At 74.4% G+C, this 20,548-nt stretch carries 19 protein-coding genes; 6 read left to right on the top strand and 13 right to left on the bottom strand.

The features are described from left to right. Window positions 1-27: 27 nt before the first annotated feature. Together ACIRPP_RS02745 and ACIRPP_RS02740 are read right to left on the bottom strand one after the other, a co-directional pair. Entirely contained in the window at window positions 28-2,091 is a 2,064-nt protein-coding gene (locus ACIRPP_RS02745) for a discoidin domain-containing protein (protein ID WP_403637362.1), read from the bottom strand. Window positions 2,092-2,340: 249 nt separating this feature from the next. After that, window positions 2,341-2,688, bottom strand: a complete 348-nt coding sequence (locus tag ACIRPP_RS02740; protein ID WP_164346631.1) for a hypothetical protein — start codon at window positions 2,686-2,688, stop codon at window positions 2,341-2,343. Window positions 2,689-2,861: 173 nt separating this feature from the next. On the opposite strand from ACIRPP_RS02740, the gene ACIRPP_RS02735 reads away from it, so the two are divergent. After that, complete coding sequence (locus tag ACIRPP_RS02735) at window positions 2,862-4,517, top strand: GMC oxidoreductase (RefSeq protein WP_403637360.1); 1,656 nt, start codon at window positions 2,862-2,864, stop codon at window positions 4,515-4,517. A 68-nt stretch (window positions 4,518-4,585) separates the two neighbouring features. On the opposite strand, the gene ACIRPP_RS02730 is transcribed toward ACIRPP_RS02735, so the two are convergent. Both ACIRPP_RS02730 and ACIRPP_RS02725 read right to left on the bottom strand, forming a co-directional pair. Continuing rightward, entirely contained in the window at window positions 4,586-5,065 is a 480-nt protein-coding gene (locus ACIRPP_RS02730; RefSeq protein WP_403637583.1) for a carboxymuconolactone decarboxylase family protein, read from the bottom strand. Window positions 5,066-5,075: 10 nt separating this feature from the next. Next, window positions 5,076-6,161 (bottom strand): dihydrodipicolinate reductase, encoded by a 1,086-nt coding sequence (locus ACIRPP_RS02725; RefSeq protein ID WP_403637358.1) that lies wholly within the window; start codon window positions 6,159-6,161, stop codon window positions 5,076-5,078. Between the two features lie 263 nt (window positions 6,162-6,424). Between ACIRPP_RS02725 and ACIRPP_RS02720 the strand changes: the two genes are divergently transcribed. The 3 genes from ACIRPP_RS02720 (at window position 6,425) to ACIRPP_RS02710 (ending at window position 9,516) form a co-directional block, all read left to right on the top strand. Beyond that, window positions 6,425-7,255 (top strand): PP2C family protein-serine/threonine phosphatase, encoded by an 831-nt coding sequence (locus ACIRPP_RS02720; RefSeq protein ID WP_403637356.1) that lies wholly within the window; start codon window positions 6,425-6,427, stop codon window positions 7,253-7,255. 50 nt (window positions 7,256-7,305) lie between these two features. Next, window positions 7,306-8,331 carry an MASE1 domain-containing protein gene (locus ACIRPP_RS02715; protein ID WP_403637354.1) on the top strand — a complete coding sequence of 342 codons (1,026 nt, stop codon included), beginning with the start codon at window positions 7,306-7,308 and terminating at the stop codon, window positions 8,329-8,331. Window positions 8,332-8,439: 108 nt separating this feature from the next. Then, on the top strand, window positions 8,440-9,516 hold the full coding sequence (locus tag ACIRPP_RS02710) for a hypothetical protein (RefSeq protein WP_403637352.1): 1,077 nt from the start codon (window positions 8,440-8,442) through the stop codon (window positions 9,514-9,516). 21 nt (window positions 9,517-9,537) lie between these two features. On the opposite strand, the gene ACIRPP_RS02705 is transcribed toward ACIRPP_RS02710, so the two are convergent. Both ACIRPP_RS02705 and ACIRPP_RS02700 read right to left on the bottom strand, forming a co-directional pair. Continuing rightward, window positions 9,538-10,236 (bottom strand): YoaK family protein, encoded by a 699-nt coding sequence (locus tag ACIRPP_RS02705; RefSeq protein WP_403637350.1) that lies wholly within the window; start codon window positions 10,234-10,236, stop codon window positions 9,538-9,540. Between the two features lie 139 nt (window positions 10,237-10,375). Next, complete coding sequence (locus ACIRPP_RS02700) at window positions 10,376-11,263, bottom strand: hypothetical protein (RefSeq protein ID WP_403637348.1); 888 nt, start codon at window positions 11,261-11,263, stop codon at window positions 10,376-10,378. A 211-nt stretch (window positions 11,264-11,474) separates the two neighbouring features. Here ACIRPP_RS02700 and ACIRPP_RS02695 point away from each other — a divergent pair, with 211 nt between their 5' ends. Beyond that, entirely contained in the window at window positions 11,475-12,137 is a 663-nt protein-coding gene (locus ACIRPP_RS02695; protein ID WP_403637347.1) for a hypothetical protein, read from the top strand. Window positions 12,138-12,263: 126 nt separating this feature from the next. Here ACIRPP_RS02695 and ACIRPP_RS02690 read toward each other — a convergent pair whose 3' ends face one another. The 5 genes from ACIRPP_RS02690 to ACIRPP_RS02670 form a co-directional block, all read right to left on the bottom strand. After that, window positions 12,264-13,289: a hydroxyacid dehydrogenase gene (locus ACIRPP_RS02690; protein WP_403637345.1), complete on the bottom strand. Its 1,026-nt coding sequence runs from the start codon at window positions 13,287-13,289 to the stop codon at window positions 12,264-12,266. A gap of 97 nt (window positions 13,290-13,386) precedes the next feature. Continuing rightward, complete coding sequence (locus tag ACIRPP_RS02685; RefSeq protein WP_403637343.1) at window positions 13,387-14,202, bottom strand: transferase; 816 nt, start codon at window positions 14,200-14,202, stop codon at window positions 13,387-13,389. Further along, window positions 14,199-15,464 carry a glycosyltransferase gene (locus ACIRPP_RS02680; protein ID WP_403637581.1) on the bottom strand — a complete coding sequence of 422 codons (1,266 nt, stop codon included), beginning with the start codon at window positions 15,462-15,464 and terminating at the stop codon, window positions 14,199-14,201. The genes ACIRPP_RS02685 and ACIRPP_RS02680 overlap by 4 nt, the downstream gene beginning before the upstream one ends. Before the next feature lie 44 nt (window positions 15,465-15,508). Then, window positions 15,509-15,943 carry a cupin domain-containing protein gene (locus tag ACIRPP_RS02675; protein WP_403637341.1) on the bottom strand — a complete coding sequence of 145 codons (435 nt, stop codon included), beginning with the start codon at window positions 15,941-15,943 and terminating at the stop codon, window positions 15,509-15,511. A 183-nt stretch (window positions 15,944-16,126) separates the two neighbouring features. Continuing rightward, window positions 16,127-17,218, bottom strand: a complete 1,092-nt coding sequence (locus tag ACIRPP_RS02670) for a PP2C family protein-serine/threonine phosphatase (RefSeq protein ID WP_403637339.1) — start codon at window positions 17,216-17,218, stop codon at window positions 16,127-16,129. Window positions 17,219-17,589: 371 nt separating this feature from the next. On the opposite strand from ACIRPP_RS02670, the gene ACIRPP_RS02665 reads away from it, so the two are divergent. Next, window positions 17,590-18,105, top strand: coding sequence for a hypothetical protein (locus ACIRPP_RS02665; RefSeq protein ID WP_403637337.1), 516 nt, complete (start codon window positions 17,590-17,592; stop codon window positions 18,103-18,105). Between the two features lie 67 nt (window positions 18,106-18,172). On the opposite strand, the gene pgm is transcribed toward ACIRPP_RS02665, so the two are convergent. After that, on the bottom strand, window positions 18,173-19,816 hold the full coding sequence (gene pgm, locus ACIRPP_RS02660; RefSeq protein ID WP_403637335.1) for a phosphoglucomutase (alpha-D-glucose-1,6-bisphosphate-dependent): 1,644 nt from the start codon (window positions 19,814-19,816) through the stop codon (window positions 18,173-18,175). A 182-nt stretch (window positions 19,817-19,998) separates the two neighbouring features. After that, window positions 19,999-20,427 (bottom strand): hypothetical protein, encoded by a 429-nt coding sequence (locus ACIRPP_RS02655; RefSeq protein ID WP_403637333.1) that lies wholly within the window; start codon window positions 20,425-20,427, stop codon window positions 19,999-20,001. Window positions 20,428-20,548 lie beyond the last annotated feature (121 nt).

Genomic DNA, 20,548 nt, shown 5'->3' with positions numbered 1-20,548 from the left:
CCGGGCGCGGCGGGACCCCCGGCGGGCTCACCGGCTGTGCACGCCGACCTCGTACAGGGAGTAGCCCCACCGGGTTCCCCGCTCCAGGCCCTGCACCCGCACGTGCCGGGCCTGCACGGGGGTGAACCGGGCCGTGTCCAGGCCGCCGTCACCGGAGGCGGTGGACCAGACGGTGCGCCAGGTGGTGCCGTCGGTGGACACGTCGACGCGGTAGGAACGGGCGTAGGCGCGTTCCCAGTCGAGCGTGACCCGTCCGATCCGCCGGGTCTCGCCCAGGTCGATCCGCAGCCACTGGCCGTCGTCCCAGTCGCTGGCCCAGCGCGTGCCCCGGTCGCCGTCGACGGCGCGTCCCGCCGCGTAGCTGGTGAACGGGTTCCACTCGGCGGAGGAGGCCGTGGCGGGGGCGCCCTCGGCGAGGTTCACCTCGGAGCGGTGGGCCTCGGAGGCACCCCAGGTGCCGAGGTAGGACTCGGCGCCGCGGAACAGTTCGTCCACCACGTCCTGGCCGCCGACCCGCCGGATGTCCTCGATCCAGTCGGGCACCAGCCCGTGGTGCGCGGCCCCGTCGGTGTTGAGGTCCCAGGTGCGCTCGCCGGTGGTCTGCCGGTCGAGGACGGACCCGCCGTCGACGCTGCGGAAGGGGTACGTGACGGGGTTCGGGGCGTCCGCGCCGCGGGGCGCGGGCCAGCCGCCGACGCCGTTCATGTCGGTGCCGTAGCCGTAGCCGACGCCGTGCTTCTGGCGCAGTGCGCCAGTCCGTGCGGCCTCCGCGACGAAGTGCTCGGAGCCGTTCATGTACTGGGCGATGAAGCCGCCGAGACCGTAGACGCGGTCGGTCCAGTCCAGGTCCATCCAGCTGTGCGAGGAGATCACGCCCGGGTACGACTCGGCCTCCAGGATGTCGAGGACGCGGCCGGTGGCCTTGACGCTCATGTGGTCGATCTCGAGCATCATGTTGCGCTTCATCATGCCGCGCACGGCGTACTCACCGAGGTCGGTGAGCCCCCGGACGTTGCACCGGGCGTCCTCGGCGTAGCGGGGCAGGTCCACGCCGTCGGGCAGCTTCTGCTCCGCCCCGGGCGCGGCGGTCAGGCCGATGGGGTTGTCGTGCTGGGGGCCGGTGCACTTCTCGGTGCGCCAGAAGGTGCCGGTCGACAGGAACTGGCCGACGTTGATGGCGGTGCCGAGCGCGCCCGAGTCGAAGCGCACGCCGCACAGCGCGTTGTCGAACTTGTGGCACAGGAACATGCTGCGCACGCCGAGGTCGTACAGCTCGTCCAGTCCGGCGTCGATGTCGGCCCGGTCGCACTGCGCGATGTCCAGGATCTGCTTGCACCCGAAGGGCTCGGACGTCTCGACGCCCAGCACCACGGCCAGCTTGCCCTGTTCGACGACGTGGCGGGCCTGCGCGCTGTCGGTGACGATGCGGAACCAGCCCTTGCCGGGGCCGCCGTACATCCGGTCGACGAAGTCCTGCATGTCGTAGGTGAGTTGCGCCTGCAGCCGGATGGAGGTCATCTCGTCGCAGCTGCGGTCCTTGAAGAAGTACACCGAGCAGATGACGCCGTTGGTGACGAGGTCGTTGACCAGCACGCGCTGTCCGCCGCGCCAGGCGCGTTCGATCCAGGCGTAGTAGTTCTGCTGGTGGGTCAGGGAGTCGTGGGCCGGCCAGTCCTTGAAGGAGGGCCACCCCACGGGGTCGTGCCGGCCGTCGCCGCCGTTGGTGATGAAGTCGAACACGGCGAGCGAGCCGTCGGGGTAGTGCTCGGGGCAGTCCTTGAGCGCCTCGGCGACGCCCCGGTCGGAGAACGGCTTGCCGCAGATGAGCCGGCCGCCGAACGCCTCGTTGGACATGATGTGGTTGTGCGCGTCGACGAACCCGCGTACCTCTCCGGCGGAGTTCGTGCCCTGGAACGGCTCACCGGTGACGCCGATCCCCGAGTCCGGGGACGGGCGGGCCGTCGGGTCCCACCAGTCGCCGTCGGCGGCGGAACTCGGTGTGGGACCGAGGGCCGCCGCCAGGACGAGCAGGATCAGGGACAGGAAGGCGACTGGTCGGCGTCTGCCGGTGGAGCGTCGAACGATGGTCACGGCCCACGTCCCTCCGTCGGCGGTCGGCACGGCCGCTCGACGGGCGGGGAACGGGGGACCCCCGGCTTGTCATGACCGCGCACAGTACGGGCCGAGGATCGCTACTGGTGCGTAAGGAGTCAAGACTCCGGGAGCCGGCAGTCGCTCGCGAAGGGGACGGGACGCGCCCGGGAGCCGTTCGGGGCACGGACGGGACACGCCCCTCCGCCGCAGGGCCACCGCGGCGCGGCGGAGCCCCGGCCGGGCGGACTACTCCCCCGCTCCCGTCTCGTAGTGCAGCGAGATGGACCGCAGCACGTCCGTGGCGGACACGTCGGTGCGGCCCGCGTCGTGGACCTCGGCGAGCTGGACGAAGGCGAACGCCAGCGCGGAGGTGATCTGCACGATCGCGGGCCCCAGCTTCGCCGTGACGATGTCCGCGACCTCGCGGGCGCCGGCGTCGGCCGGCAGCTCGATGTGCGGCAGCATCTCCTCCAGCAGCTTGGAGACCGCGCCGCTGTTGGTGACCGCGTCGGGGTCGGCCCGCAGTTGCCGCCGCATCTCCAGCGCCTCGGTGAGGATCCCGACGCCCCGCTGCATGAACTCGCGCTGCTCCATGACCACAGCCTAGACAGCCGCACCCCCTTCCCCCAGGGCGCCGACGGATCCCGCTCGCCCGGCGCCTCGGGCACCCCTCCCGGACAGCCCAGATTACCTACCGGTATGTCGTGACTTGCCCGACGGCCAGCAGTAGAACCAGTTTCAATCACCCCCGATCCGAGGAGTGCCCCATGAGCACCACCCTCCAGGAGAGAGACAGATACGGCGGAATCTCACGGCGCGGATTCATCGCTGGAACAGGTTCCATTCTGGGCGCCGCGGCGATCGCCGCGCACGCGTCGCCCGCCCAGGCCGCACCCCGCCCCCGGCCGCTCTCCGGCGGCGCCGTCATCGAACCGGGCGCCCGCGTGCCGGTGCTCGTGATCGGCACCGGGTACGGCGGCGCGGTCACCGCACTGCGGCTCGCCCAGGCCGGTGCCGAGGTGCACATGGCCGAGATGGGCATGGCCTGGGACACCCCCGGCGAGGACGGCAGGATCTTCGCCAACACCACCCGGCCCGACTACCGTTCGTACTGGCTGCGCACCCGGACCAAGCAGCCGCTGAGCAACTTCCTGGGCTTCCCGCTCGACAAGGACGTCCCCCGCTACACCGGCATCCTGGACGCCGAGGACCTGGGCGGCATCCTCGTCTACCAAGGGCGGGGCGTCGGGGGCGGCTCCCTGGTCAACGGGGGCATGGCGGTGACACCCCGGCGCGAGAACTTCCACGCCGTGCTGCCCACCGTCGACCCCGACGAGATGTACGAGGTGCACTACCCGCGCGCCAACGCCGAACTCGGCGTCGGCAGCGTCGACCCCGCCTGGTTCGACACCGCGGAGTGCTACCGGTACGCCCGCGTGGGGCGCCGGCACGCCGAACGGTCCGGATTCCCCTTCGTGTTCGTGCCGGACGTCTACGACTGGGACTACATGGAGCGCGAGGCCGCCGGCACGGTTCCGCGGTCGGCCCTCGCCGGGGAGATCCTCTACGGCAACAACCACGGCAAGAAGTCGCTCCAGCAGACCTACCTGGCCCGGGCGAGGTCCACCGGCCGGGTCACCGTCTCCCCGCTGCACCGGGTCACGTCGGTCGCCCCCGCGTCCGGCACCGGCTACACCGTGGGCATCGAGCAACTCGCCACCGACGGGCGGGTCACGGCCACCAAGTCGGTGACGGCGGACCGGGTCTTCTTCGCCGCGGGCAGCGTCGGCACCAGCAAGCTGCTGGTGCGGATGAAGGCCACCGGCGCCCTGCCCGCCCTCAACGGGGAGGTCGGCCGGGGCTGGGGCGACAACGGCAACGTGATGTGCGGACGCGCCAACCACCTGTGGGACCCGACCGGTTCCCTGCAGTCCTCGATCCCGTGCGCGGGCATCGACAACTGGGCCGCGGGCGGCGCCTTCGCCGAGATCGCGCCGCTGCCCACGGGCATCGAGACCTGGGCGTCGTTCTACCTGTCGATCACCGCCAACCCGCACCGGGCCCGCTTCGGCTGGAACGCCGCGGCCGGGCGGGTGGAGCTCGACTGGCGCACCGCCTGGAAGCAGCCCTCCATCGACATGGCCAGGACGATCTTCGACCGGATCAACGCGAAGGAGGGCACGATCTACCGGACCGACCTGTTCGGCGTCCACAAGATCTGGGGCGACCACCTCACCTACCATCCGCTGGGCGGCGCGGTGCTGGACCGGGCCACCGACCACCACGGGCGCCTGCACGGCTACCGGGGTCTGTACGTGGTCGACGGCGCGCTGGTCCCCGGCAACACCACCGTCAACCCGTTCGTCACCATCACCGCCCTCGCGGAGCGCAACATCGCGCGGATCATCGCCGATGACCTGTGAGGACGCTGCGGGGCCGGGCTGACCAGGGGTGCCGTCGGACACCCCGGCCGCCCGGCCCTTTCTCAGCCTCAGTGCCCGGGCAGGACGCACACGGTGTCGAGGCCGAGCACCCGGTTGAGCCGTCCGAAGGCCAGCCAGGAGCCGAGGCTCATGGTCAGTTCCACGATCTCCCGCTGGCTGTAGTGCGCGGCCATCCGGGACCAGAACGCGTCGTCGAGGCGGTGGTGGTCCAGCGCATAGCGCTCGGCGTACTCGGCGGCCAGCCGGGTGCGCGCGTCGAAGGAGGCCGTGGTGCGCCAGTCGGCGACCGCGTCGGCGAAGCCGTCCTCGACCTTGTGCCCGTCGCGTTCGGTGCGCCAGTCCAGGCAGAAGGCGCAGCCGTTGATCTGCGCGACCCGCAGCCGGGCCGCCTCGAACTCCCGCAGGCCGAGGGTGGTGTGGGCGTAGACGGCCAGCGAGAAGTCGGCCGCGGCCGGGCCGATGCCGGGCACCATCTCGCCCCACACATAGGAGATGGGGTTCTCTCCCTCGGGGATGTCGATGCGCAGGGTCATGCGGTCACGTCCTTCCCGGCCCGCCCAGGCGGCCGACGGCGGCCCGCAGCGGGATGTCGAGCGCGTCGTAGAGGCCGGGTTCCGCCTCGGTCAGCCAGTCGACGGCGTTCACCAGTCGTCCGACGGCGGTGGCGTTGCCGCCCGCGGACGCGTTGCCGCCCTCGTCGCTCGCCCGCACCGTGACGTCGATCCGCGGGCGGCCCTCGATGACGACCCGGTGCACCCCGGCGGCGTCACCGGGCGGCTGGGGCCAGTCCGGGGCGCAGGAGGGGTGGATCCGGGTGACGTGCTCGACGACGATGCGGGCCTCGCCCCCGACGACACCGCACACCTCGAAGCGGACGGCGCCCTGGGTGCCCGCCTGGAACTCGCCCATCGCCGCGGTGACGACCGTGGCCTGCAGCGGGCGTCGCTCCACGGTCTCGGTCACCTCGTCGAGCTCGGCGCCCAGGGCCCGGGCCATCATGCGCACCTGGCCGCCCCACACCGCCGTGGGCACGGACTCCAGCAGCATCAGGGGCTGGTGCTCCATGGGCTGCCCCATGCCGACCAGGTGGCGCACCGAGTCCTCCTGGTCGTAGGTGGAGTAGTCGAAGATCTCCTGGCAGCGGATCGCGTCGATGCGGGAGCCGACCCCGCTGATCAGCAGGGGCAGCACGTCGTTCGCCCAGCCCGGGTCGACCCCGGAGACGAACAGGGAGCCGCCGCCCGCGGCCACCGCGTCCAGCAGCGGTGCCCTGATCCCGGGCGGCGCGTTGCGCTGGTCGTACAGGCCGTACACGGACGGGGTGACCACCACCGCCCCGGACCGGACCGCCCGCGCGATGTCCTCCAGCGCGGCATCGGGACGGACCTCGCCGGAGGCCGCGTAGACCACCGCGCGGGGCCGGGCGGCCAGCACCGCGGCCACGTCGTCGGTCGCGGCCACGCCCAGCCGCTCGTCGAGACCCGACAGCTCGCCCGCGTCCCGGCCGACCTTGGCCCGGTCGGCGACCAGCACCGCCGTGAGGTCCAGCGCGGGGTGCGCGGCCACGGCGCGGACGGCCGCGCGGCCGACGTTCCCGGTACCCCACACCACCGTGGAAATCATGGCCGGAGGGTAGCGACGGGGCCCGTACCTTCCCAGAGCCGTGCACCGAAAATCATGGCGGCCGGACCGGTGGGCCGACGGGCGGGGACTCGGGTCCGGCCTCCGGGCCGCGGCGGACCGCCAGCCGCGGGGCACGGAGAGGGCCGCACACAGACTGGCTGCCCCCCACCGACCGGCACTATGATCCGATACACCCGGACAGGCACCTTTCGCCCGGAGGGCGATCACGGGCCGCCTCGTCCTCGGCCCCGAGTGAGTGATCCATGTCCCGTACCGGCCCCGCGGACGACGGCGACGAGTTGCTGACCAGACTCGGGACGCTGACCGCTCAGGCACGCGCGCAGGCCGAGGTGCAGCGCTCCCGGGTCGAGCTGGCCGTGGCCCTCCAGCGCGGCATGCTGCCCCGGGATCTGCCCGAGGCCCCCGGAGTGCACCTGGCCGTGCGCTACGCGCCCGCCTACCAGGGCCTCAACGTCGGCGGCGACTGGTACGACGCCTTCCCCATGCCCGACGGCCGGATCGCCCTGTCGATCGGCGACGTACAGGGGCACAACATCGAGGCGGCGGCCTTCATGGGCCAGGTGCGGGTCGGCCTGCGGGCCCTCGCCTCCGTCACCGGGGAGCCCGGGGAGCTGCTCGCCCGGACCAACGACCTGCTGCTGTCGCTGGGCTCGTCGCTGTTCGCCACCTGCACCTTCATGCGGCTCGACCCCGGCAACGGGGTGCTGGAGAGCGCGCGGGCCGGCCACCTGCCGTGCGTGTGGGCCACGGCGGACGGCCGGTCGGGCGTCACCGACGACGAGGGGGGTCCGCCCCTGGGCGTCCAGCCCGGCGCGGCCTACCCCGTCACCCGCTACCGGCTGACCACGGGCGGGGTGTTCGTGATGCTCACCGACGGTGTGGTGGAGGGGCCGTCGATGCCGCTCGACGAGGGGCTGGGGCAGGTCGTGCGGCTGGCGGGCGTCGCGGCCGTCGCCGCCATGGACGCGGACGCACTGGCCGCCTCCGTGATCAAGGGCGCGGAACGGGTGGGGCACGACGACGACGCCGCCGTCCTGGTCCTCGCGCACGACCCGCGAGCCGCTGCGCCATAGGGCGGGGGCCCGCCGCTCCCGCCTCGCAGACGGCGCGGCGCCGGTGTCTCATGTCTGATGTGACGACCAGCCTGGATCCGCGGGCAGCCGCCGTCTTCACCGTACGGACGCTGGCGATCGCCGCCTGCTACTACGCCGCGGGACGGCTGGGCCTGCTGCGCGAACTGGTCATCGAGGACTCGGTCGTCAGCCCCGTCTGGCCGCCCACCGGCGTCGCGACGGCCGCGCTGCTGATCTACGGACTCAGGGTGTGGCCGGGGATCTCCCTGGGCGCCTTCGCGGTCATCCTGTCCCTGACGACGTCCCCCGAGCCCTCCGCCCTCGGCCTGGTGGCCGGCAATACCATCGCCCCGGTGTGCGGCTGCCTGATGCTGCGCCGGGTGGGCTTCCGCACCGATCTGGCGCGCCTGCGGGACGGGCTGGCCCTCGTCTTCCTGGGCGCGTTCGGCGCCATGCTGATCAGCTCCGGCACCGGGGCCGGACTGCTCGCGGCGACGGCCGGGGTCGGCGAGCAGAGCTTCTGGGCGCTGTGGCTGGCCTGGTGGGTGGGCGACGCGATGGGCGTACTGATCATCACGCCGGTCCTGCTGCTCCTGTGGCGGCTGCGGCTGCGCCGGCCGTGGCGGTGGGACCGGTGGAAGGAGGCGGTGGGCCTGGCACTCATCGCGTGCTGTCTGGTGCCGATCGCCACCCGCAGCCCCGCCAGCCTGCTGTTCCTGGTGTACCCGCTGGTCATCTGGGCGGCCCTGCGCTTCCAGCTGGCGGGCAGCATGCTGTGCGTGCTGCTGGCCTCCGTGATGGCCACCGTCGCGGCGACGGACCGGGCCGGCCCCTTCCAGGAGCTGAACCGGGTCGAGGTGATGCTGAATCTCCAGGCGTTCAACGGGGCGATGGCGCTGACCGCCCTGCTGCTGTCCGCGGTGATCACCGAACAGCACAACACGAGACGGTCGGTGGAGCGGGCCTGCCAGGAGCTGATGGAGGTGCTGGAGCACCTCACCGCCGGGGAGAGCGGCCCCGGGCGCCCCGAGAGACGGCCGCGGGAGCATCCGCCGCCGGACCTCGACAGCACCTGAGGCCCGGACCGGGCGGGCCCGCCACCGGGCGCGAGCCGTCACCGGTGGCGGCCCGCGGCGCCCTGACTAGGGTGAAAGAGGGGGCAGAGCTGCCGGAGCGAGGTGCGTATGAGCGGGTCGGACAGCCCCCAGGTCGGCGAAGGCGCCATGGGGCACGGGTACGCCCGGCACTCCCGCGTGCAGCACCGCGCCGCCGACCACGGGATGCCTCTGCTGCACCGCGCCCTGGAGACGATGGTCGTGCCGCGCGACGGCTCCCCGTTCCGGGTCGCCGACCTCGGTGCGGCGGCCGGGACCAACTCGCTGGCCCCGCTGCGTGCCGTGGTGGAGGGGGTCCGTGCCCGCACCGGTGCCCGCACCCCGGTCACGGTGGTCCACACCGACATCCCGGCGAACGACTTCAACGCCCTGTTCGACACCCTCACCGGCTCCCCCGACTCCTACGTGCAAGAGCCCGACGTGTACGCCTGCGCGCAGGCCCGCTCCTTCTACGAACCTCTGTTCCCGACCGCGGAACTCCACCTGGCCTGGAGCGCGATCGCCGTGCACTGGCTGTCCCGGGTGCCCGGTCCGGTCATGGGCCACGTCTTCAGCTCCCGGGCCACCGGCGCGGTGCGCGAGGCGCTGCGGGAGCAGTCCCGGCAGGACTGGGAGGCGTTCCTGACCCACCGGGCGCGGGAGCTGCGCTCCGGCGGTCAGCTCGTCGTCCTGGGCGGGGCGTGCACCGACGACGGCGCCAGCGGCGCCGAGGGGCTGATGGACGCCGCCGACGACGTCCTGGGCGACCTGGCGCGGCAGGGCCTGATCACGTCTGCCGAGTACGCGCGGATGACGATCCCCACCTGGAACCGCACCGCGGAGGAGTTCCTCGCGCCGCTGCGCACGGAACCGCTGGCGGAGGTGCTCAAGGTCGAGGAGCACGACCTGGTGGCCCTGCCCGACCTGCACCTGGAGCGGTTCGAGGAGAGCGGGGACGCCGCGGCCTTCGCCGAGGGGGTGACGGGCTTCTTCCAGGCCGCCTTCCAGCCGTCCCTGTTCAGTGCGCTCGACCCGGGACGCTCCGAGGCGGAGGTGTCCGCCGCGGCCGGGGCGCTCGCGGAGGGGCTGCGGGCCCGCGCCGCCGCCGACCCCAAGGCGGTGGAGACCCACTGGCACGTGGTGACGCTGCGGATCACCCGCCGGTGACGCCGTACCCCCGGCGCCGTCTCACGCCCCGGGCCCACGCCGCGACGCCGGGTGCGCGACGTAGGCGCCCATGCCCGCCATGACGCCGGCGGCCGCCACCAGCAGGGCCGCGGAGAGTCCCACCCGCAGCAGCAGGGTGCCGATCGCCGCCCCGGCGACGACGGCCATCAGGCCGGCCGCCCGGTACCGCTGCAGCTCTCCCCCTGTTCCCCCGCCCAGGGCCGAGGTCCGGATCAGGGTGACCAGGGTGCCGGTGACCAGGGTGGTGTTCAGCACCGCCCCGAGCCGCCACATCGTGGCGCTGCGCAGACCCATCGCGAGGGCCGTCAGGGCGATCACCACCAGGTGCCGGGGCACCGGGTCGCGTTGGTCGACCAGGTCCAGGCCGATGGCCGTGACCCCCGCCGCGACCAGCAGGGTGGCCGCGGTGGTCGCCGAGGTGAACAGCCACAGGCGGTAGCGGCGGGCCGCCATCGCCGCACCCAGCCGGCTGCCGACGACGGCGCCCGCGGCGAACGCGGTGAGCGCCGTGCCGGACCCGAGCGGTTCCAGGCCGTCCGCGCCGGCGGCCGCGAAGCCGAGAAAGAGGAGGTTGCCGGTCATGAAGGCGGTGAAGATCTGCCCGAGCCCGAGGAAGGCCACGGCGTCGACGATCGCGGTGACGGCGGTGACCGCGACGAGCGCCTTCGGCAGCGGGTCGGACGAGGCGTGCCGGGTCATGCGCCCCGCCCCGGCGGCACCGCCGCGGAGCGGCACCGTACGGCGGCGCCCGGCCGCCGTACCCACCCGGACGGGCTACGGCGGCCCGCCGTCCGGCGACGCGCGGCCGGCGGCGCGGCGGCGTGACGTGCGCCCGCGCTCACCGGAGGAGGGACTCCGCGTCCCCCATCACGACGACCGGGTGCTGGTCCGGGTCGAGGACGCGCAGGAGCTCCTTCATGTGCCGCTCCTTCAGGCTCACGCATCCCTGGGTGGGCCCGTCGTGGTCGACGTGCAGCCACACGCCGCCGCCCCGGTCGGCGCCGAGCGGCCGGGTCCGGTCCAGCGGGGAGGTGCCCGGCACGCGGTTGTAGTCGATCGCGATGACGTAGTCGAACGACCCCTCGAGCGACTCCCCTTCGAAGCCGGTGCCGCTGATGGCGAAGCCCGGGGACTGGTCGTAGGTCAGCCGGGTCCCGGGGTCGGGCAGGAGCCCGCCGGCGTCGCTCAGGGTGAACACGCCGACGGGGGACCTCAGATCGCCCATGCGGTGGTCGTCGGTCCAGCCCTTCAGGGCGTTGTGGGCCGGCCAGGCCGGACCCGCCTCCCATCCGGTGGCGGTCCGCCGGTGCAGCACGGCCTCGGAGCGGGAGGAGTCCTTGCCGCGGCCGGTGACCACGACGACCTGACCGGTGTCCCCGGGGATCTGCCCGAGGGTCTCCGGTCCCAGTCCGGGCAGCCGGGCGGGGGCGGTGGTCGCCACTCCGGCACCCGCCCTGCCCTGCGCGGTGCCCGCGGCACCGGGTGCGCCGGCCGCCGGGGCCACGGAGGCCGGGGCGGACGTCGCCGGGGCCTTCTCCGGTGCGGCGTCCGGCGCCGGGCCGCCCCCGAGAACACCGCACGCGGACAGGGCCGCTGTCACGACGAGGGCGACGACCACCGACGGCAGGCGGCGGCGCGCGCGGACAGGGGCGGACGGCCGTCCCGCCCGGACCGGAGGGCGGTGCCGGTGGCCCTCACGCGGTGGACGCTCGATCGATGAAGCCATGGGGTCAGCCTGACTTCGGCGGGCCGGAAACCGTCGGTCCGGCGCGCGGGTCCGGCGCCGGTGCCCCGAGTGGAGCAAGACCCCGTCCGCGGGGGAACAGGCGTTCCGCGCACCGCGTGTGGGGACGGTGACCCTCCGGGAGGAGCCACGGGCCGGGCCGGGCGGCCGTAGCATGACTGGCCACCAGGACACCTACGGGAGGGACACCGCCATGTCCGAGAGCACCACTGCCGCCACGGATCTCACGTCCCACTACACCGCGCAGGTGGCGAGCGACCTCGAGCGCAACATCAAGGAGCAGGAACGTATCAGCGGTGACATCGCCGCGCTGCAGCAGCAGTTGGCCGCCCTGCAGCACGACCACGCCGTCCTGCTGAACATGCAGCAGGCGCTGGGGGCCGCGCCCGCGCAGCCGGAGGCGGAGGCGCCGGCCGGGAGCACGACCGTCCCGGCGCCACGGCGGAAACGGGGCGCCAAGGAGGCCGCGGAACAGCCGAAGCGCGGGAGGAGGAGCACGTCGGCGGCGCGACGGGCCCCGGGGCGCGAAAGCTCGGGAAGGGCGGCCGGGAAGGCGCCGGCGCGTGCGGCGGGCGGGGCGAAGGCGAAGGGGACGTCGGAGGGTCCCAAGCTGGTCGACCTGGTCCGCGGACATCTGGCGGAGCAGGGCGAGCCGCGCTCGGCGGCCGAGATCACCAGGGCGCTCGGGGCGGCCCACCCCGAACGCGCCGTCAAGATCACCGTGGTGCGCAGCACGCTGGAGGGGCTGGTCGCGCGCAACCGGGCCCAGCGCAGCAAGCAGGGCTCGTCGGTCTTCTACAGCGCGCCGGACGCCACCGCCCCGGACACCGGGGAGGGCGACGCCTCCGCGTCCTGACAGCCCGGGGCGCCGGTTCACCCGCCGATGAGATGTTCCCGTCCGGCCGCTTGGGAGGCGGGTGCCGCCCTTCGGCCGGGAATCGGCAGGGGGATCGCCTGCCTCGTCGGTCCGCCGGGCGGACGTTCAGGCGAGGAAGGCCAGGCCCTCGCGCCGCACCGGATGACGGAAGCCGGCCCCTGCCGCCCACCGCCGGGCCTCGGCGACCGCGCAGTCCGCCAGGCGGCGCCATTCGTTGCCGAGCGCACCGGCGACGTGCGGGGTGATGAGGACGTTCCCGCAACTCCACAACGGGTGCTCCGGCGGCAGGGGTTCGGGGTCGGTCACGTCGAGCACCGCGCGGATGCGACCGGCGAGGGCGGCGTCGGTCAGCGCGTCCTGGTCCACGACCGCGCCGCGCGCGGTGTTCACCAGCACGGCGCCGGGCCGCATGGACCCGATCAGTTCGCGGCTCACCAGTCCCCGGGTGGCCGGCAGCAGCGGGGTGTGCACGCTGACCGTGTCGCACCCGCGGAACAGCTCCGCCAACCCCACGCGCCGCACCCCGAGTTCACGGGCCTCGTCGTCCGTGACGTACGGGTCGTACAGCAGCACGTCGATGTCGTGGGGGCGCAGCAGGCCGATGACCCGGCGCCCGATGAGCGACGCGGAGAGGATGCCGACGGTGCGGCGGTGGTTGCCGACGGAGCGGGGGGTGCGCAGCCAGTCGGGGCGGGTGCGGGAGGTCCGGTAGGCGTGGGCGGACTCCAGGACGTGCTTGCCGGTCAGCAGGATCATGGCGAGGGTGTACTCGGCGACCGGCACGGCGTTGGCCGCGGCGGCGGAGGAGACCTCGATGCCGCGTTCCCAGCAGGCGTCGGTGACATGGCCGCGTACACTGCCCGCGGTGTGCACGACGGCCCGCAGCAGCGGCGCCGACTCCAGCACCGCCGCGTCCAGGGGCGGGCAGCCCCACCCGGTGACCAGCAGTTCGGTCCCGGCGAGCACGGCGCGGGCCTCGGGGGTGGTGAGGTCGTCGAGCACCGGGTGCCCGGTGAGGTCGCAGACCGCGGCGAGGGCCGCGAGGAACTCGGCGTCGAGGACGGCGGCCGCGGCGTCCGGGGACATGGCCAGGGCGGCGCGCGGGCGGCGGCCGGGGGGCGGCTGGGTCATGGGGGTGACACAACCGTCCGGCACGGTGAACGGTCAAGGGCCGGCCGGGGAACGGCACCCGGCCGCTCCCCCGGCCCCGGCGTCCGCGGGCCGGCCGTCAGCCTTCGGACGCCCGGGTCACCGCGAGGGACAGGTCGTTGTCGACGGTGTAGTAGGGCCGCAGTGCCGCTCCGCCGACCGTGACCCGCGGATACACGTGCACACGTTTGCGGTCCGCCACGTCGTCGAGCAGGCGGCCGACCCGGATGAGCGGCGCGTCCACGGCGGGCCGCACGTACACGTCCCAGATGTGGTCCCCGTCGTCCACGGGTTCGGCGTGGGGCACCGTGAAGGTGACGTCCCGGCCGTCGGCGTCCACCGGAAGCTCGCGCACGGTGCCGGTGCGCGCGCGCAGCCGCAGCACCGCGGCGGCTCCGTCGGCGCACCGCGCCCCGTGGAGCCGGGCGCGCAGAGTCAGGGCGCGGTCGTCGAGGGCGAGCGGCCCGGCTTCCGCGTGCGCGGTGCGCAGCCAGGCCCGGACGGCGAGGAAGCCGTCCCTGGTGGTGTAGGGCACGCGGACCGCCACCGGTGAGGGCCGGTCGCGGCGGCGGCCGTCGACGAGGGCCCGGACGTCCCGCAGCCGGGGGCGCAGTCGTCGGCGCGCCCCGTCCGGGCCGGTCAGCAGGTACATGTCCCAGCGGCCCTCCACCAGCGCGGGCTCCGGGGGCAGTTCGGCGCGCGGCCGGCCGTCGTCGCCGTCCTGCCGGAGGCCGATCACCAGCGGTTCCTCCTCCGGGCGTCCCTTGCCGGGGCGCCGGACCAGCGCGAGCCGGGCGTGTTCCGGCGCGGGCCCGCAGAGGGTGACGGTGAGGCGGCCGGAGGCGTCGGCCGTGCAGTCGGCGCGGGGGTGGGGATCGCGTTCGCCGGCGGTCATCGGCGTCCCTTCCGGAGCGTGCGCAGGGTGCGGGAGGCCGCGATGCGGGCGAGGTCGCGTGCGGCGTGGCCGTGGCCGACGAGGGCGTGGTGCAGTCCCGCGCGGACCGGAGCGGGCCGGGTGCCGGCGGCGCGGGCCTCGGTCGCGGCCCGCAGCAGGCGCTCCGCCCGCGCCACGACGGGTCCCGGGGCGTACCGTGCGGCGCGGGTGAGGGCGGCCCGGGCCATGCGGCGGCGCAGGACGTCGTCGCGGACCAGGTCCAGCAGGGCGGCGGCGAAGGCGTCGGTGTCGCCGGGCGGCACCAGGCGGCCGTCCGTGCCGTCGGCGATGATCTCGCGCGGGCCGTGCGGGCAGTCGGTGCTGACCACGGGCAGGCCGCAGCGCAGGGCCTCGACGAGGGTCATGCCGAAGGGTTCGAAGTCGGCGGCGGCCGCGCCGATCGCGCCCTTGACCCATTCGGCCTCCATGGGGCTGGCCGTGCCCATGAGGAACACGTGGTCCCACAGCCCGAGTTGCTCGATCAGCGCCCGCAGGCGGTCGTGTTCCTCGCCCCGGCCGTAGATGCGCAGCTGCCAGTCGGGGAACTCCGCCACGACGCGGGCGAACGCCCGGACGATCAGGTCGTAGCGCTTGACGGGGACCAGCCGTCCGGCGGCGATCACCACGTGCGCCGTGCCGTCGGCGGGGGGCAGCACGGGGTCGGGCACGCTGTTGGGCAGTGCTTCCACGCGCACCCCGGGCAGCCGCATGCGGCGCCGGTAGGCGTCGGCGTCGGCCTCGGTGACCGTGGTGAGCACGTCGAGGCCGCGGTAGGCGCGGCGCAGTGCGGTCCGCAGCCGCGGCGAGTGGTGGGCGAGCGTGAGGTGCTCCTGTCCGATCCGGGCGACCCGGTCGGGGGCCTGGAGCGCGAGGTGCACGTTGAGTCCCGGCCGGGTGCCGACGACCACGTCGGCGTCGGTGGCGGCGAGGCACTCGGCGATCCGCCGGTCCGTCAGTTCGCTGTACTGGTGGTAGCGGTACTCGGCGGCCGGGAAGACGGCGGCCGGTCTCCGGTGCAGCGGATGGTCCTGTTCCCGTCTCAGATCCACCAGGGCCCGCAGGGCGACGCCGGGCCCCGGGGTGAGGTTCGGGTCCTCCCGGTGGCGCAGGACGGAGACGATCTCCACGTCGTGTTGCGCGGCCAGGGCGGCGGCCAGGTTGAACGTGGTGGTGATCGTCCCTCCGATCCCGTAGGCGTTGTGGATCAGAAAAGAGATCTTCATGGCGGTCAAGACCGCATCATTCGTTCAGGCGTTGTCTGCTGTTATCACTTTGTGGCCCCGGCCGGGCCGGGAGAGTCCGGGCCCGGCCGCTGGATCCGCATGCCGGGGCGCCGTCGGTGGACGGTCAGGTACGTCAGTCCGCCGTCGTCGGCCGCGAGGGCGCGGGTGGAGCCGTGCGGCAGCCAGGTCAGGGTGCCCGAGGTCAGCACATGCGTCCCGTCCGGGGCGGTGAGGGTGCCGCTGCCGGCGAGGACCAGCAGCAGGACGTCCAGTTCGGGCTCGCGGTGGGTGTCGACCCGGCGGCCGGGCGGGATGCGCACGACGTTGGCGTCGAGCTGGCGGCCGGGCTCCGCCAGCCGCCACAGGGCCCCGCCGGGGGCGTCGTCGAGTGCGGCCAGGGCGGCCGTGTCGCTCAGGATCCGCGGGAGCGGGTCGTCGTCGCCGGGCGGCACGGGGGTCTCACTGCCGTCTGCCGTCATCAGGTGTCACCTGTCCCGTGGGGTTCGTGGCGCGGGTGCCGGGAGCTCGGACCGGCATCGCAAATAGGAACCTAGCATGCGCATTTGGCCGGGCGGCCGAACGCCTCACCCGGCCCGGGTGCGCGGCGGCGGGGCGCCCCCTCGGCCGGCGGACGGCAGGGCCGCGCCCTCGTCGGGGCTCCCTCACGGGGAGGCCGGTCCGGGCGTGCCGTCGCCGTGCCCGTGGTAGCGCACCAGGAGCATCGCGGCGTCGTCGCCGGGCGGGCCGCCCGCGTGCTGGACGAGGTCCTCGCGCAGCGCCTCCAGGGCGCGGTGGGTGTCCGGTTCCTTCAGCAGGTGGGTGCGCTCGCCGAGCGGGTAGAAGCGGCCGTCCTGGTCCCGTGCCTCGGTGACGCCGTCGGTGTGGAACAGCAGTTGCTCACCGCGGGCGAAACCGACCCGGAAGGGCCGCGGCCCGTCGGCGGCCAGCGCGCCCAGGCCCAGCGGCAGGGCGTACGACGGCGGCTCGGGGAAGTCGGCGCTGCCGTCGCGCCGGACCAGCATCGGTGCGGGGTGACCGTAGTTGAGGAGCACCACCTCCCGGTCGGCACCGATCTCCGCCAGGATCGCGGTGACGAAGCGTTCGCCCTCCAGTTCACGGGCCACGCTCCGCTCCACGCGCGCCCCGAGTCCGACGAGGTCCGGTTCGTCGTAGGCGGCTTCGCGGAAGGCGCCGAGCACCACGGCGGCCGTCTCCACGGCGGCCAGGCCCTTGCCCTGGACGTCGCCGACGATGATGCGCACGCCGTGCGGCGAGGACACCACCTCGTAGAGGTCCCCGCCGATCCTGGCCTCCGCGACGGCGGAGGTGTAGGACACGGCGACCTGGACGGGCCCCGCGGTCAGCGGCACCGGCCGCAGCAGCACCTGCTGGGACACCTCGGCGATCGAGCGCACGCTGGCGAGTTCGGCCTCCCGCCGGGAGCGCGCCACGGCGGCGGCGATGCCGACGCCGGTGACCCCGGCCACCGACCCCATCGCCGCGTAGCCCCGCCGTTCGGCGAACAGCCCGTTGTAGAGCCCGAGGCCGACGCAGAGCAGGAGGGCCAGCGCGCCGATCACGGCGGTCCGGCGCCAGCCGCCCACCAGTCCCGCGAAGGCCGGGCCCAGCGACACCAGCGGCAGCAGCCCGACCCCGGGTCCGGCCAGGAGGTCCATGACCGCGATCGCCGCCATCACCACGAACGGCGTCAGGGCCAGCGCCGTCTGGCCCGGTGGCGGCTTGCTGTCGGTCATCCCCTGCTCCCACGGTGTCGACGCGCTCCGGCCCGCCCCGGTCCCACCGCGGGCCGCCCTCCCCCGCCTTGAGCCTATGCAACGGCCGTCGGCCGACGGCGGCTCCCACGGCGGACTTTTATCCGATCGAGTCCCCTTCCAGGGCCTTCACGCGTGCACGCGCCGTGGCCGGTGACGGTCCGGTGTGCGACGCCCGCGCCGTGGGCACGCTTCCCGGGGCCGGATCCGTAGGATCTCCCCTGCCGGGACGGGAGCCGGCGGGCTCCCTCGGGCCCGTGGCCGCCCTGTGCGATGATCCTTGCGGTATTCGGGGGCGCAGGGGGCTCGCGGGGCGGCCGGCGGACTCCCTCACACGAGAGGAAGCGACGGACGTGACCGCGCAGTGGCCCGGCGACGAGGGCGGGACGCCGGAGGGGCAAGAGCCCGCGCCGTCGCTGCCCGACGACGTCTGGCAGCGGTTCCTCATGGACGACGAACACGCCATCCGCGCCTCCGCCCCGAAGGAACCGTCCGCCCTCCAGCGGGCGGCACGCCCGTGGCCCCGCCCGGCGCCCGCGACCGACGCCACGGAGCGGGAACGCGGCAGCGCCGAGGCCGTCGGTGACCTGTGGCACCCGGACGACCCGTGGGAGGGCCCGTCCTGGCGGAGCCTGGACGGCCGTGCCCGGCGGCGTCGTGTCGGACGGGTGGTGGGCGCCGCGGCCGCGGTCGCCCTGGTGCTGGGTGTCTGGTCGGTGACGTCCACCGGCAGGGCGCCTCGTCACGAGGGGCCCGGCGACACGATCCTGCAGCAGTCCGAGGAGGCACCGGTGGAACTGCCGGCGACCACCTCCGTGCCCGGCCCCCGCTCCCCGTCCCCGGCCACGCCCGCGGTACAGCCCGGCTGACCGGGCGCGGACCGGGACGCGGCGGGGGCGGCTCGGGCGCGGGGGCGGCTCGGGCGCGAGGCCGCGATCAGCCGCTCAGCGCGGACAGCACCACCGACTTCGCCTCCTCCTGGACCCGGCGCAGGTGCTCGGTGCCCCGGAACGACTCGGCATAGATCTTGTACACGTCCTCGGTGCCCGAGGGACGCGCCGCGAACCAGGCGTTCCGGGTGGTCACCTTGATGCCGCCGATGGCCGCGCCGTTGCCCGGCGCCTCGGTGAGGACGGCGGTGACGTCGTCACCGGCCAGGGTGTCGGCGGTGACCTGGGCCGGGGACAGCTTCGCCAGGCGGGCCTTCTCCTCGCGGGTCGCCGGGGCGTCGATGCGCTCGTAGGCGGGCTCGCCGAACCGGGCGGTGAGCGCGGTGTAGTGCTCGGAGGGCGTCCTGCCCGTGACCGCCGTGATCTCGGAGGCGAGGAGCGCCAGGATGATGCCGTCCTTGTCGGTCGTCCACACCGAGCCGTCCCGGCGCAGGAAGGAGGCCCCGGCCGACTCCTCGCCGCCGAAGCCCAGCGTGCCGTCGGCCAGGCCGTCGACGAACCACTTGAAGCCGACGGGCACTTCGACGAGCTCGCGCTTCAGGTCGGCGGCGACCCGGTCGATCATCGCGGAGGACACCAGCGTCTTGCCGACGCCCGCCGCCGCGGGCCACTCGGGGCGGTGGGCGTACAGGTAGCCGATCGCCGTGGCGAGGTAGTGGTTGGGGTTCATCAGCCCGGCGTCCGGGGTGACGATGCCGTGGCGGTCGGCGTCGGCGTCGTTGCCGGTGGCGATGTCGAAGCGGTCGCGCTGCCGGATGAGGGACGCCATGGCGTGCGGCGAGGAGCAGTCCATCCGGATCTTCCCGTCCCAGTCCAGCGTCATGAAGCGCCAGGTGGGGTCGGTGAGCGGATTGACGACCGTCAGGTCGAGGCGGTGCTCCTCGGCGATCCGGCCCCAGTAGGCCACCGACGCGCCGCCGAGCGGGTCGGCCCCGATCCGTACTCCGGCCGCCCGGATCGCGTCCAGGTCCAGCACCTCGGGCAGGTCGGCCACGTAGCTGCCGAGGAAGTCGTGGCGGCCGGTGCCGTCGGCGGCGAGGGCGCGCGCGTACGGGATGCGGCGGACGTCCTTGAGGCCGCCCCGGATGATGTCGTTGGCCCGGTCCTGGATCCAGGTCGTGGCGTCGGAGCCGGCGGGGCCGCCGCTCGGCGGGTTGTACTTGAATCCGCCGTCGGCGGGCGGGTTGTGGGAGGGCGTGACGACGACGCCGTCCGCGCGGGGACCGGCCGGGTTGCGCCGGTTGTGGGTGAGGATGGCGTGCGAGACGGCCGGGGTCGGCGTGTAGCCGTCGGCGCTGTCGATGAGCACGGTGACCCCGTTGGCGGCGAACACCTCCAGGGCGGTGACCCGCGCGGGCTCGGACAGGGCGTGGGTGTCCGCGCCGAGGTGGAGGGGGCCGTCGGTGCCCTGGGCGGCGCGGTACTCGCAGATGGCCTGGCTGGTCGCGGCGATGTGGTCGTCGTTGAAGGCGCCCTTCAGTGACGAGCCGCGGTGCCCCGACGTGCCGAACGCCACGCGCTGGGCCGGGTCGTCGGGGTCGGGGCGCAGCGCGTAGTACGCCGTCACCAGCCGAGCGACGTCGACGAGATCCTCGGGGCCGGCCGGGCCGCCGGCTCGCTCGTGCTGCATGTGCCCACTCCTCCGTGAGGGTCGCATCCTTCGCTTGCGGACACATCTTCCCTTTTCAGGACCCGGACGCGCGAGTAGGGCCGGCGGCCACCCGCGTCTTCGGGCCGCCGGCGCCGCCGGGCGCGGGCCGGGCACCGGATACGGCGTCGCCGCCGTGCCCGGGCCCGGTGCCGCCGGCCCGGTCAGATGCGTCCGCCGGTCATGCGGGTCAGCGGACCGTAGGAGTGGCGCTCGGCGCGCCGGCCGACGGCGTACGAGGCGGCGCTCAGCACGGTGAGGCCGGCGCCGACACCGGCGGCGACCAGCTTGCGGTGGGCGACGACCGTCCAGGCGGTCTTGGCGCCGGCGGCGACCTGGCCGGTGGTGGCCACGACCGCGCGGCGGCCGGCCTCGACTCCCTTGGCCGCCGACTGCACGGCCCCGTTGGTCACCGCGGCGACGCGCTCGCTGCCGGAGGCGACCGCTGACGTGACGTCACCGGCCTTCGTGGCGGCGCCCTTCGCGGTCTCGGCGGCCGGGGCGGTCGCCTTGTCCGCGGTCTGCCGGGCCTTGTCCGCCGCGGTCCGGGTGGACGTGGACTTCTGACGGGTGTTCTTGCTCTGTTCGCTCATGGACTTTCGACTTGCCTCTCCCTCCCACGGCAAACACGGTCGGTCACAATCCGTCCGCGGGACGGTGACGTGACGGTCCCGGCGGCGAACGGGTCGTGCCGGGGTGTCACTTCACCGGGCG

This window comes from Streptomyces sp. NPDC101219 (assembly GCF_044767675.1).
Taxonomy (GTDB): domain Bacteria; phylum Actinomycetota; class Actinomycetes; order Streptomycetales; family Streptomycetaceae; genus Streptomyces.
This window is presented reverse-complemented; position numbering and strand designations above follow the sequence as displayed.